At 46.9% G+C, this 12,693-nt stretch carries 9 protein-coding genes and 1 other annotated feature; of the genes, 1 reads left to right on the forward strand and 8 read right to left on the reverse strand.

All coding sequences use genetic code 11. The features are described 5' to 3' along the window. Positions 1–58: 58 nt before the first annotated feature. Positions 59–1,675 (reverse strand): putative polysaccharide biosynthesis protein, encoded by a 1,617-nt coding sequence (locus CYJ37_RS15815; RefSeq protein ID WP_009795249.1) that lies wholly within the window; start codon positions 1,673–1,675, stop codon positions 59–61. A gap of 285 nt (positions 1,676–1,960) precedes the next feature. Between CYJ37_RS15815 and CYJ37_RS15820 the strand changes: the two genes are divergently transcribed. After that, positions 1,961–3,220, forward strand: a complete 1,260-nt coding sequence (locus CYJ37_RS15820; protein ID WP_094769902.1) for an NAD(P)/FAD-dependent oxidoreductase — start codon at positions 1,961–1,963, stop codon at positions 3,218–3,220. A gap of 17 nt (positions 3,221–3,237) precedes the next feature. On the opposite strand, the gene CYJ37_RS15825 is transcribed toward CYJ37_RS15820, so the two are convergent. From CYJ37_RS15825 to CYJ37_RS15860, 7 genes are all read right to left on the reverse strand, one after another. After that, positions 3,238–3,420 (reverse strand): sporulation protein Cse60, encoded by a 183-nt coding sequence (locus tag CYJ37_RS15825; protein WP_009795251.1) that lies wholly within the window; start codon positions 3,418–3,420, stop codon positions 3,238–3,240. Positions 3,421–3,517: 97 nt separating this feature from the next. Further along, a complete protein-coding gene (locus CYJ37_RS15830; RefSeq protein WP_009795252.1) occupies positions 3,518–3,823 on the reverse strand; it encodes a rhodanese-like domain-containing protein in 306 nt (101 codons plus the stop codon). Between the two features lie 163 nt (positions 3,824–3,986). Then, on the reverse strand, positions 3,987–6,404 hold the full coding sequence (gene leuS / locus CYJ37_RS15835) for a leucine--tRNA ligase (RefSeq protein ID WP_094769903.1): 2,418 nt from the start codon (positions 6,402–6,404) through the stop codon (positions 3,987–3,989). Positions 6,405–6,503: 99 nt separating this feature from the next. Beyond that, positions 6,504–6,722: a binding site (T-box leader), on the reverse strand. A gap of 177 nt (positions 6,723–6,899) precedes the next feature. Continuing rightward, positions 6,900–7,676 (reverse strand): 3-hydroxybutyrate dehydrogenase, encoded by a 777-nt coding sequence (locus CYJ37_RS15840; protein ID WP_101550556.1) that lies wholly within the window; start codon positions 7,674–7,676, stop codon positions 6,900–6,902. Between the two features lie 63 nt (positions 7,677–7,739). Next, positions 7,740–9,059 carry a GntP family permease gene (locus tag CYJ37_RS15845; protein ID WP_101550558.1) on the reverse strand — a complete coding sequence of 440 codons (1,320 nt, stop codon included), beginning with the start codon at positions 9,057–9,059 and terminating at the stop codon, positions 7,740–7,742. 321 nt (positions 9,060–9,380) lie between these two features. Continuing rightward, on the reverse strand, positions 9,381–10,745 hold the full coding sequence (locus tag CYJ37_RS15850; protein ID WP_180827363.1) for a sigma-54 interaction domain-containing protein: 1,365 nt from the start codon (positions 10,743–10,745) through the stop codon (positions 9,381–9,383). 716 nt (positions 10,746–11,461) lie between these two features. Then, on the reverse strand, positions 11,462–12,574 hold the full coding sequence (locus CYJ37_RS15860; RefSeq protein ID WP_022543719.1) for an IS110 family transposase: 1,113 nt from the start codon (positions 12,572–12,574) through the stop codon (positions 11,462–11,464). Between the last annotated feature and the right edge of the window lie 119 nt (positions 12,575–12,693).

The raw sequence follows: 12,693 nt of genomic DNA on the forward strand, positions 1-12,693 counted from the left end.
TCACGGAAAAAAATGAAAGGCCCCGCTTCGTGCTGCGGCGGCCTTTCGTTTGGCTTTATTAAAAGCGGAGGCGGAGCTTCTGTTTGATTTTCTCCACTCTTTGTCCAAATAGGAAATAAACAAGCCTTGTTCTGAAGGCCAAGTAAAAATAGATGGCTGCTCCAATGCCTGCACAAATGAAAATGATGATCAGCGACTGGATGGTAGAAGCCGGAGACAGGAATAATGTCAGCAGTTTATAGGATACTGCAGTTCCGGCAAACATGAATGCCGTGAACAGGATGATCAGCAGGCTCCTTCTGACGACCAGGCGGAATGGATATTCTGCATAGGTCCTGATGACATATAAATTGATCAGTATGGCTGCAGTGTATCCAAGGGTTGTAGCCAATACTGCTCCCTGTGTTTCCATCAGCTTGATGAGCGGAATATTCAGGCTCAGCTTGACGAGCAGACCGACAAGCAGGCTCAGAATCGTGAATCTCTGTTCATTGATGCCCTGCAGGATCGCCGCTGTAACGGAGAACAAGGAAAACAGCATCGCCACCGGGGCATACGTTCTCAAAACCTCTGTACCCAATTCCTTATGCTCGTAAAAGACAGTGAAAACCGGCTCAGCCAGCAGTGAAAGCCCCGCTGCGGCAGGCAATGTAAGAAAAAGGAGCACCTGGAATGTCTGGTTCAGCTGCTTGTTCAGGCTCATACGGTCATTATCTGTGAACGCCTTCGTTATGGCAGGGACAAGCGTCAGTGAAAAGGCCGTTGCCAGCGACACTGGGATGATCACCAGCTTATGCGCCTGAAAGTTCAGCACCGCCAGTGATGACTCAGCCTGCCCGGCAAGGCCAATTTCTGCCATCGCCCTGTTGAATGTGAGCTGGTCAATGATTTGAAACAAGGGGTTGGCAAGGCCGACAAAGATAAATGGTGCAGCATATATGAGAATTTCTTTATACATATCCTTCAGGGAAATATCCATCGTCCCTTTGTCTTGAAGGAGGAGGTCATCCAAATGGGATTTCCGTTTATACCAGTACCAGAACAGTACCGCAAGGCTGCCAATTGCTCCTATGAATGCAGCAAAAGTTGCCACGCTGACAGCTTTGACCAGGCTTCCGCCCATCCAGTTCAGGACAATATAGGCACCGGCAAGCAAAAAGACAATGCGGACAATCTGTTCAACAACCTGTGACACGGCAGACGGTCCCATCGATTGATGGCCCTGGAAGAATCCTCTGATTAAACTCATGAACGGGACAACAATCAAAGCAAAGCTTACTGCCCTGATGACAGTAATAACATCACTGACACTGGAGTCCAGATCAGAGTCAGGAATGAATAATTCTGCAAGGACCGGGGCCGAAAAATAAAGAATTAAAAATGAGAAAATCCCGCTGCAGAGCATGACGACAAGGCCGGACTTAAAAAGCTTTCTGCCGACAGCATACTCTTCAAGGGCATTATACTTGGCGATAAACTTGGAAACAGCAAGGGGGATCCCCGCTGTAGCAATGCTGATAAAAATCGTATACGGAACATAGGAGTACTGGTATAAAGCACTTCCATGGTCCCCTACAATCCGGTAGAACGGTATCACATAAAACAGGCCCAGAACCTTTGAAATAATGGTTCCGAGGGTTAAAATAAAGGTACCTCTTAAAAGCTTAGATGACATATAATCCCTTCCTAAAAAGAAAATCTTGCTTCATTCATCCATGCGGCCGGCATCATGCCGCAAGACCGCCAATTTTATCAGTTTCTGTCGAAATGTAAACACACTATTAGTAGTTTACCCTTCTTTCGCCCCCAAAGCTACTAGATTGCCGGGCGTCCCACCAGAAAAATACGCAGATCGGGCAGGCCCCGCCAGATTAGACGTGTTCCCCCTGAATAAATTTGCCTTTCCCTTCCGTTTGTACTAATGTTAAAAAAGCAAAAAGTAAATAAAGTTGGTGAAAAAATGTACGATGTAATTGTAATTGGAGGCGGTCCATCAGGCCTGATGGCTTCGATTGCGGCGGCAGAAAAGAGAATGAAAGTCCTTCTTATCGACAAGGGAAACAAACTTGGCAGAAAGCTCGCCATTTCAGGCGGAGGCCGCTGCAATGTTACGAACCGCCTGCCCATCGATGAGATCATAAAGCATATACCCGGCAACGGCAGGTTCTTATACAGCGCATTTTCTATTTTCAGCAACGAAGATATCATCAGCTTCTTCGAGGATATGGGCATCCAGCTGAAAGAGGAAGACCATGGCAGGATGTTCCCTGTCACAGACAAGGCCCAGTCGGTCGTTGATGCGCTCCTTTCAAAAATGAAGGAGCTCCGTGTCGAGGTGAAAACCGATTCACCGGTGGAGGATATTTCTTATGGGGAGAATGGGCATACAGTATTTCTGAAAAATGGAGCAAAGTATGATGCCAGGTCGCTGGTTATTGCGGTGGGAGGCAAGTCAGTCCCACATACCGGTTCTACAGGGGATGGCTACGCATGGGCGGAAAAAGCCGGACACACGATCACCGATCTGTTCCCGACAGAGGTGCCTGTCACTTCTTCTGAGCCATTTATAAAAAATAAAGTTCTGCAGGGGCTCGCTCTCAGGGATGCAGCTCTAAGTGTCCTGAATCCTAAAGGCAAGCCCCTTATCACCCATAAGATGGACATGCTCTTCACCCATTTCGGCGTAAGCGGCCCTGCCGTCCTGAGATGTTCGCAGTATGTGGTGAAAGCGATGAAGAAGTGGGATCTTAAACAAGTCGTATTAAGCCTTGATGCTGTTCCGGACCGGAAGGAAGAGCCGTTATTCCAGGAAGTGTCCTCCATGATAAAGGCTGATCCAAAAAAGAGCATTAAAAACATCCTGAAAGGACTTTTGCCGGAACGCTACCTGCTGTTCCTGCTCGATTGGAATGAAATCGATCCATCTGCTCAGGGCGGGACCATTTCGCATGAAAAGATCCGCCTGTTTGTAAAAAGCTGCAAGGCATTTCAATTTAAAGCCGATGGCACCCTTCCGATTGAAAAAGCATTCGTCACTGGCGGCGGTGTATCCACAAAAGAAATCGAACCGCAGACAATGGCCTCCAAGCTGATGCCCGGCCTCTACTTTTGCGGTGAAATCCTGGATATCCACGGCTATACCGGCGGCTATAACATCACCTCAGCGCTGGTGACAGGCAGGCTTGCCGGTTCCAATGCAGCAGAAGCTGCGTCCTATTAAAAAAACGGCCCATCTGTTCAGGACCGGTAAACAACCATGGCGGAAAAGCAGTAAATTTGTTCTTCTTCCTCTTCCTGGATGGCTGCAACATTATATTTAATATCGATCAGCCTGTTTTCATCAATCCGTTCCAGGAAATGGTTCATATCCTTTTCAAGATCTTTTTCATGCTCATGGTCAAAGAGCTTCACTTTAATCAACTTTGTCCCTCCTCAATTGCTTTTTTAAAAGTATGGACGAAATATTCAGAAACTATAACCATGATAAAAAGCTGCCTGCGACAGGCAGCTTTCTTCTTTACTTCGTTTCGCCTTTCCATTCGAGCATTCCGCCAGCCATATTGCGGACTTTATAGCCCTGGTCCTGCATGTAATAGCAGACGTTCTCACTGCGGCGGCCGGAGCGGCAGATAAAAATATATTCTTTCTCATCATCAAAATAGTCCATATTGGCAGGAATATCTCCCATCCTGATATGCTTGGCGCCGGGAATCATGCCCTGCTCCACTTCTTCGTCTTCCCTTACGTCTACAAGCTCGAGCTTCTTGCCTTCCTTCAGCAACTGTTCCAGCTCTTCTGTTGTGATAATTTCAATATTTTCCATCTATGACACCCTCTCATTAATTCGTCTACCCAATATGATTAGTATAAACAAAGGAAGTAAAATAAGGCAAAAAACTGGTTCCATTGATGACAGTTTCTATCGCAATCATCTTCCCTGCCTTAAAAAATCCCCCGTTTCTCGCTGAAACAGGGGATTCCTTGCTTTAGTTGGCTACAATATTAACAAGCTTTCCTGGGACGGCAATGACCTTGCGGATTGTTTTGCCATCAATCTGCTCCTGGATTTTATCATCATCCATCGCAATCTGCTCCAAGGCTTCACGTCCCGCATCAGCAGGCACCATTAGCTTCGCTTTAACCTTGCCGTTGACCTGGATAACGATTTCAACTTCATCATCGACCAACTTGGCTTCATCATAAGCAGGCCAAGCTTCATAAGAAATTGTGCCGCTGTGGCCAAGCTTCTCCCAAAGCTCTTCCGCGATATGAGGGGCAATCGGCGACAGCATTTTAACAAAACCTTCAATATAGCTTACCGGCAGTGTCTCTGCTTTATAAGCTTCATTGATGAATACCATCAGCTGTGAAATGGCTGTATTGAACCGCAGCCCCTCATAGTCTTCTGTTACCTTTTTAACTGTCTGATGGTAGGCTTTTTCAAGGCTTGATTCCGGCTCTGCATCCTTTATTCTGCTGTGCAGGTTTCCATCAGTGTCAATCAGCAGCCTCCAAACACGGTCAAGGAAGCGGCGGGCTCCGTCCAAACCGTTTGTTGACCAGGCAACTGAGGCTTCGAGCGGCCCCATGAACATTTCATACAGGCGCAGTGTGTCGGCCCCATGTGACTCGACGATTTCATCCGGATTCACTACATTGCCTTTTGATTTGCTCATTTTTTCATTGTTCTCTCCAAGGATCATCCCCTGGTTGAACAGCTTCTGGAACGGCTCCTTGGTAGAAACCACACCGATATCATACAGGAACTTATGCCAGAAGCGTGCATACAGCAAGTGCAGAACCGCATGCTCGGCACCGCCGATATAAATATCAACCGGAAGCCATTCTTTCAGCAGGTCGGCATCAGCGATCGCATTTTCGTTTTTAGGATCGATATAGCGCAGATAATACCAGCAGCTTCCCGCCCATTGCGGCATTGTATTGGTCTCACGGCGCCCTTTTTTGCCTGTTTCAGGATCTGTCACATTGACCCACTCATCAATATTGGCGAGCGGTGATTCTCCTGTTCCGGATGGTCTGATTTCTGTTGTTTTCGGAAGCATCAGCGGCAGCTCTGATTCCGGTACAGCAGTCATTGTGCCGTCTTCCCAATGGATAATCGGAATCGGCTCTCCCCAATAGCGCTGGCGGCTGAACAGCCAGTCGCGGAGGCGGTAAGTTACTTTCTTCGTCCCGATGCCCTTTTCTTCAAGCCACTCAATCGCTTTGGAAATGGCCTCTTCCTTCTGAAGGCCGTCAAGGAATCCGGAGTTCACATGCTCCCCGTCGCCTGTATACGCTTCTTTTTCGATATCTCCGCCTGCCACAACTTCCTTGATCGGCAGGCTGAACTCTTTTGCAAACTCATAGTCGCGCTCATCATGTGCAGGAACGGCCATGATGGCGCCGGTTCCATAGCTTGCAAGAACATAGTCGGCAATCCAGATCGGCATTTTATCGCCGTTTACAGGGTTGATGGCGTAAGCGCCTGTAAAGACCCCTGTTTTTTCTTTTGCCAGATCCGTACGTTCCAGATCGCTTTTGCTCTTCACTTTTTCTAAATATGCTTCGACCGCCTCAACCCGGTCTTCAGCCGTAATGCTTTCAACAAGTGAATGCTCTGGTGCAAGCACCGCATAAGTCGCCCCAAAGAGTGTATCAGGACGGGTTGTAAAGACGGTGAATGTCCCTTCATGGTTCTCAATGCTGAAGGTCACTTCTGCGCCTTCAGAACGGCCGATCCAGTTCCTTTGCATGTCCTTCAGGCTTTCCGGCCAGTCAAGCTCTTCCAGATCCTCAAGCAGCCTGTCGCCGTAAGCCGTGATTTTCAGCATCCACTGCTTCATCGGGCGGCGCTCTACCGGGTGCCCTCCGCGCTCACTCTTGCCGTCGATTACTTCCTCATTAGCCAGGACTGTTCCAAGTGCCGGGCACCAGTTGACAGCCACTTCGTCAATATAGGCAAGCCCTTTTTCATACAGCTTAGTGAAAATCCATTGTGTCCACTTATAATATTCCGGGTCCGTCGTGCTGATTTCCCGGTCCCAGTCATATGAAAATCCAAGCGATTTGATCTGGCGGCGGAACGTATCGATATTTTTCTTCGTGAATTCTGCCGGATCATTGCCTGTGTCCAGGGCATATTGTTCTGCCGGAAGCCCGAAAGCATCCCAGCCCATTGGATGGAGTACATTATAGCCCTGCATCCTTTTTACACGGGACAGAATATCTGTCGCTGTATATCCTTCCGGATGCCCGACATGAAGTCCGGCGCCTGAAGGATACGGGAACATATCAAGCGCATAAAAATTGCTTTTTCCCTTTTCCTCGCCCATTTTAAATGTTTTATTGGCTTCCCAAGACTTTTGCCATTTCTTTTCAATCTCCCTGTGATTGAAGCTCATTGTGCTTTCCTCCTGCATAATATGAATTTTTCTTTTGGGGAAAGGTTTTGCCGGTCTGCTTTACAGCGAAAAAGACCATAAAAAAACCCCTCATCCCAAAACAGGGACGAGAGGATATGTATTCTCCCGCGGTACCACCCACATTAGCGGCATTGCCGCTCTCTTCATTCATCCTTAACGCGGAAAACGGCAGGCATTACTGTGGTTCACACCTGCAACTCCAAGGCGAGTTCATGACAGTCCCGGCTGGCTTGCACCTCCCGCCAGCTCTCTAATGAGCGGAACTACATCATTACTATTCCTCATCATAGTTTTTGCTTTAAAATATATAAAGCTATTGTATTAAAATTCTCCTTTGTATGCAAGTATGCTCTTCAATTAGAAAAGTTATACTTTTCAATGTATGCAAAGGCTGTGCTCTCGTGCAAACAGCTTCACTATTCTTTGTGACGGCAAATAAAAGACGCAGCAGCCTTGCCGGCTGTCTGCATCTTTTCATTGCACTGTGTATCCCCCGTCAATAACAACGGCCTGCCCCGTTATGCCTCTCGCATCTTCTCCAGCCAGGAAAAGGGCATAGGCGGCAACTTCTTCTACTGATAAAAGCCTTTTCTGGGGAACCAGAGGATAAAGTACTTCTTCGAGTACCTTTTCCAGCGGGACTTTTCTTGTAACTGCCAGGTCCTTCAGCTGATTTCGGACAAGCGGGGTATCCACATAGCCCGGGCAGATGCTGTTCACGGTGATTCCATAGGGCGCAGCTTCAAGGGCAGCTACTTTTGTCAGCCCGATGACCCCATGCTTGGCGCTGTTGTAGGCAGCCTTCCCTGCAAACCCGACCAGGCCATTGATCGAGGCCATATTGATGATCCTTCCAAAGCCCTGTTTTTTCATAATCGGCAGACTATGTTTGATGGCAGTGAAAGGAGCCGTCAGCATGACCTTAAGCATAAACTCAAATGTTTCTGTCGGAAAATCTTCAATCATGGATACATGCTGAAGTCCCGCATTATTGATTAGTACATCTAATCCCCCAAATTCTTCAACCGCAGAATGGATGGACTTTTTGATTTCTTCTTCAAGTGTCACATCGCATCTCAGGCCCACTGCCCTGAACCCTTCTGCCCTCAGCTGCTCTGCAGCTTTTTCAACCTGTTCTTCCTGAATATCTGTCAGGACAAGATTAGCTCCTTGCCTGGCAAAGTTTTTTCCTATCTCATACCCTATCCCCTGGGCAGCCCCGGTGATAAGAACTGTTCTTCCTTGCACCATTTCTTTTCTCCTTCCATAAAGGAAAGGAAGGGATTGGATAAATCTCTTCCTTTCCGAAAAATGTTATATGCCCAGTCCAAGCGAGAATAAGAGGATCGCCAATGCCAGGCCGAGCAGAGGTACGATGACGGTCACAATGCCGACAGCTCCATACGCATCCTGGTGGGTCTCTCCGCAGATGGATCTGACTGTTGTGACCACATAGCCGTTATGCGGCAGGGAATCCAGAGCACCTGATGAAATGGCCGCTACACGGTGCAGTGCTTCTGGGTTGACTCCCATATCCATATAGTGCGGCGCAATCAGCGGCAGGGCGATTACCTGGCCTCCGGATGCGGAGCCAGTCATCCCGGCGATAACACTGACCGCGATTGCTCCTCCGATCAAAGGGCTTCCGGGGATATCTGTCATAAAGTCGACCGCTGTCTGGAACGCAGGCACTGCCTTGGCCACCCCGCCGAATCCTACGACCGCGGCGGTATTGCCGATGGCAATAAGCGCTCCAAGCGTCCCCTCGGAAACAGCATTCCAGAAATTCCTGAAGTACTTCCTGTTCAGCAGATAAGTAGCGATGACTCCACCCAATAAAGCAATGATAAGTGCGGATTGTGCGAGTGAGTCATGAAAAATAAAGGCAATGACCAGCACGACTGCCAAAGGCAGGACTCCCATTACAGGATGCGGAAGTTCTTTTTTCTCGGCCACCGGATCTGTTTCCCTGGAAATAAAGGTTTCACCCTTGCTGACGGCTTTTGTAATGATCCTTTTCAGCCACCAGTAGCCGAAGATCATCATAAAGACTGCGACAATAAGGCTGACCTCCCAGCCTGCATACGGGGATGTCCCCAAGTGTTCGATCGGGATCCAGTTCTGGATTTCAGGAGATCCCGCAGAAGTCATAGTGAAGGTGACCGACCCAAATGCAAGGGCGGCCGGAATGAAGCGGCGCGGAAGATTGGCCTGCTTAAAAAGGCTCAATGCCATCGGATAAACGGAGAAAGCTACAACGAACAAACTCACGCCACCATAAGTCAAAACTGCACAAGAAGCTACTATTGCAAGGACAGCGTATTTCATTCCCAGCTTTCCAACAATCAATTCAGCGACACTGTCGGCTGCACCGCTGTCTTCCATGACTTTTCCAAAAATGGCGCCAAGCAGGAACATCAGATACCAGGATGTTACAAACCCTGAAAAGCCCGACATATAATTTCCTACCAGGTTGGCCTCCCCCTCGCCCGCCAGCTGCGGAAATAATGGCATCCCGCTCAACACGGCAACAAACAGAGCTGAAAGCGGCCCGACAACAAGCAGGTTCATGCCCCTCATCGTCAGGAATATCAGGAGGGCAAGCCCACCTACCAATCCAATCATACTAAGCATTCGTTTTCCCCCTTATTTATCTCCTTATTTGAAACCGTTTACATTTAAAAGGATAACACCCTCCCTTCTTAAGATTTTGTCTGCCCATATTCCAATGCAAGATATGTGCCAAGTGTCCGAATAAGCAGCAGCAGGTAAAGGAGGCTATTCTGCGAATTTTTTTCCGGATTTCCGGAAAAAAGTTTTTGCCTATAAAATTTGCGGAGGTTCTGGATTACTAGATAATCGCCTTCAATAAACAAGCAAGAGAAATCTTTATCTTCTTTTCAAAAAAAAAACAAAAGTCCGGAAGACCGGAATATTTTCCGATTTTCCGGACTGCTAGATTTCCAGCCCGTATTTTTTCACCTTTTCATAAAAAGTCGACTTGCTGATGCCCAAAACCTTAGCAGCTTTCAGCTTATCATCTTTATACTTTTCCAGGCTCTGCGCCAGGACTCTCTTCTCTGTCTCTTCAAGGATTTCCTTCAGTTTGCTCGTCCCAATCGGGAGAATGGCCCTTTCCCGCAAATATTCTGGAAGAGACCCTTTCTGGATTCGTTCATCACTGGTCAGGTAAATGGATGCTTCCATCACATTTTCTATTTCCCTTATGTTTCCCGGCCAGCTGTAGGCCTGAAAAATCTGGCGTACCTCTTCATCAATGCCCGTTATTCTCTTTCCTGACTTTTTAGTAATTTTGCCTGTAAAATAGTCGACCAGCTCATCAAGGTCTTCCATTCGCTCTCTAATGGGCGGAATGAAAAACGGAACTACATTTATTCTGTAAAACAGATCCTCCCGGAACCGTTTTTCTTCCATCATTTTCTCCAGAGGCCTGTTTGTCGCGGCGATGATCCGGACATCGACTGAGATAGGCTTAACAGAGCCCACTGCCTCGACTTCACCTTCCTGAAGGACGCGAAGAAGCTTAACCTGCATATTGAGCGGCATATCGCCGATTTCGTCCAAAAATAAAGTCCCACCATGCGCCAGCTGGAACTTCCCTTTTTTCCCGCCCTTTTTCGCCCCGGTAAAAGCTCCTTCCTCATATCCAAAAAGCTCGGATTCAAGGAGATGCTCCGGTATCGCACCGCAATTAATTTTGACAAAAGGCTGATGGCTCCTGGCGCTGAGCTGATGAATGCTGTGGGCAAAAAGCTCTTTTCCTGTCCCGCTTTCACCCCTGATCAGAATGGATATATCGCTGGAAGCGATCATTTTGACTTTTTCCTTCAGGCTGGCAATCTGCTTTGATTTCCCCAAAATATCCTCAAGGCTGTATTTCACCCCGCTGTCGATATGCTGGATATAATGCTGGATTTTATTCAGCAGGCTTTTGACATGGCTGTTCATCTTCATCCATTCCTGTGTATCGCGGAAAAAGACGGTTCCGAATGCGCCGATGATTTCTCCTCCTGACATGATCGGCATCCTGTTGGCAATCATATAATTCCCTTTTATATACTGCAGATCTGCCACTTCTTCTTTCCCGGTCGAGGCAACGATATGCATTCTTGTATTTTCGATCACTCCGGTCACATCCCGGCCGATTACTTCATCGCGTTCACAGCCGATAAATTCGCAATAATTGCGGTTGATATAGATGATTTTGCCTTCCTTATCGACCACTACCAGCCAGCCGAAAGCATTTTCAACAATCGTTTCCAGGATCTCGTATGGAAGCTCCATTAATGTTTTATTCATCTGCTTCTCCCTTTAACTCTAATCTTACTTTGAATTTTATCACATTTTTCTGATAATAAAGGAGGGAGGATAAAAAATGGGGACAAGCTGGTTTGGCATTTCCTTTTGTATACCCTTCTCTAAAAGAAGGGTTGGCGCAGTCATGCAGTCTGTTCATTTCCGTTCCAGGCACTTCGCTTTCCGCGGGGCGACGCTGAGCCTCCTGATATGAACGAAACTGTCAAGATTCCCACTCCACCATCGTTTTGGTTTTATTTTTGGGCACTTTTAAGAAGAGAAGCTATTTTGGCTTCTTGTGCTGGTTAGATATTTAGCCAAATTGGCTAGAATAGCTTCTTCTTTAGCTTACTGACCAATTCTCATCGCTTGGATGGGCGGTCAAGTGGTCTCCTTGACGGCCCATCCAAGCGATGAGAGGCTAGTTAGAGCTAAAAGAAGGAATAATCGACCTCCTGTTATTGATAGGAATAGAAGATAAAAACACGGCACGAAGGCAAAAACTCAACTGCGGTTATCATTCTGATATTCGTGGGTTTTCACATTTTATCTTTCCGTATAAAGGACCTGCCACTAACTCGCGACGTGCGTTAATCTATTAAGATATAGCACAGAGGAGGCACGTGGATCTTCCTTTCCGGTTTTTCTCTTTGCCTTCGAGCCCTATTCTCAGTTCTATTTAAAACCTCTATCTTCCGATAGATCACTACTTCTCTTTTTTACCCTTGAGGAATGTCTTCTACTTCTTGCATCACTGCCCAAATAAATCCTGCCAATTCTCTCGCGACAGCTGTAACGGCTTTTGGACTTTCTTTACCTCTCGCTAGTAAACGGAAATACTTTTTATGCAGCCTGTTCTGTGCCTTCCATGATATTGCCTGGATAGTTGGAGACTGGCCGTTTTGTCGTTTTTTAAGTTCTCCTTTCACAGCTGGCTTATATCTATAGCTCCATGAGGCCTCTACCAATAATCGCCGCACATGCCGATTTCCTGTTTTGGTTATCTGTCCTTGGCTTCTTCTTTCTCCACTTGAATACTCGCTAGGTATCAGACCAACATACGCCATGAATTGTTTGGGCGTAGTAAAACGTTTAAACGAACCGATTTCTGCCACAATGCTTGTCGCTGTGATAAAAGCCACACCCCTTAATGATTGGAGTGCCTGAATTTTCTGGGCGTGAACCCCTTCATTGGACTGAATCCTAATTTCTTCTTCCAGCCTTAGAATCCGTTGTGATAATTCTTTAATTTGGTGATAGTATTCCTGGAAAGTGATTTGCAGGGAAGTGTTTTCAAACTTTAAAGTATCAAGCCATTCAAAATACTTTTTTGTCCACTTGTTTATTCCACTTGGTGGTTTAATGTCATTGCGAAGTAAAAACTTACTTAATCGATGCTTCCCCCTCAGTTCGTCTTCTTTGGCGTCTTCTCTGCATCTAATAAGATCCCGCAGCGCCTCATTTTCTTTATCTGGAACATAGATGGCAGTCAATTCGCCAGCACGGTACAAATGAGCTAAGCGAATAGAATCCCTGCGGTCCGTCTTAATGCGTTCTCCGGGTCTTTTAGGAATAAGAGAAGGGGCAATTACCGAGCACTGAATCCCCATTGCCATAAGTAGCCGATAAAGTGGATATCCGGTCGGACCGGCTTCATAACACACTCGGAGTGTTTCAGGCCTGCCTAACTTTTTCATTAATTTCTTTACTGCTTCTGGGGTATGGGGGATCAATCCCCAGTATCTAGGCTCTGCCCGGCCTTCTTCTGCGATAGCGACCGCAATCTTTTCTTTTGAGACGTCTAAACCTACGTATTTTATGGTATCCTGCATAATAACTAGCTCCTTCCGTAATGTAGCTCTGATTTGGGAATGTATTTTAACAGTAAACATTCTAACCAGATTAACCTACGATGTTACGAGTAGGAGCTAGTTTCGTTCATGATAACTCG

The organism is Bacillus sp. UMB0728 (genome assembly GCF_002858875.1).
GTDB classification, from domain to species: Bacteria; Bacillota; Bacilli; order Bacillales; family Cytobacillaceae; genus Bacillus_AB; species Bacillus_AB infantis.

Coding starts and splice junctions, on each gene's coding strand:
- CYJ37_RS15815 (WP_009795249.1), bottom strand. CDS start 1,675: ATGTCATCTAAGCTTTTAAGAGGTACCTTTATTTTAACCCTCGGAACC.
- CYJ37_RS15850 (WP_180827363.1), bottom strand. CDS start 10,745: ATGAATAAAACATTAATGGAGCTTCCATACGAGATCCTGGAAACGATT.
- leuS (WP_094769903.1), bottom strand. CDS start 6,404: ATGAGCTTCAATCACAGGGAGATTGAAAAGAAATGGCAAAAGTCTTGG.
- CYJ37_RS15840 (WP_101550556.1), bottom strand. CDS start 7,676: ATGGTGCAAGGAAGAACAGTTCTTATCACCGGGGCTGCCCAGGGGATA.
- CYJ37_RS15860 (WP_022543719.1), bottom strand. CDS start 12,574: ATGCAGGATACCATAAAATACGTAGGTTTAGACGTCTCAAAAGAAAAG.
- CYJ37_RS15830 (WP_009795252.1), bottom strand. CDS start 3,823: ATGGAAAATATTGAAATTATCACAACAGAAGAGCTGGAACAGTTGCTG.
- CYJ37_RS15820 (WP_094769902.1), top strand. CDS start 1,961: ATGTACGATGTAATTGTAATTGGAGGCGGTCCATCAGGCCTGATGGCT.
- CYJ37_RS15845 (WP_101550558.1), bottom strand. CDS start 9,059: ATGCTTAGTATGATTGGATTGGTAGGTGGGCTTGCCCTCCTGATATTC.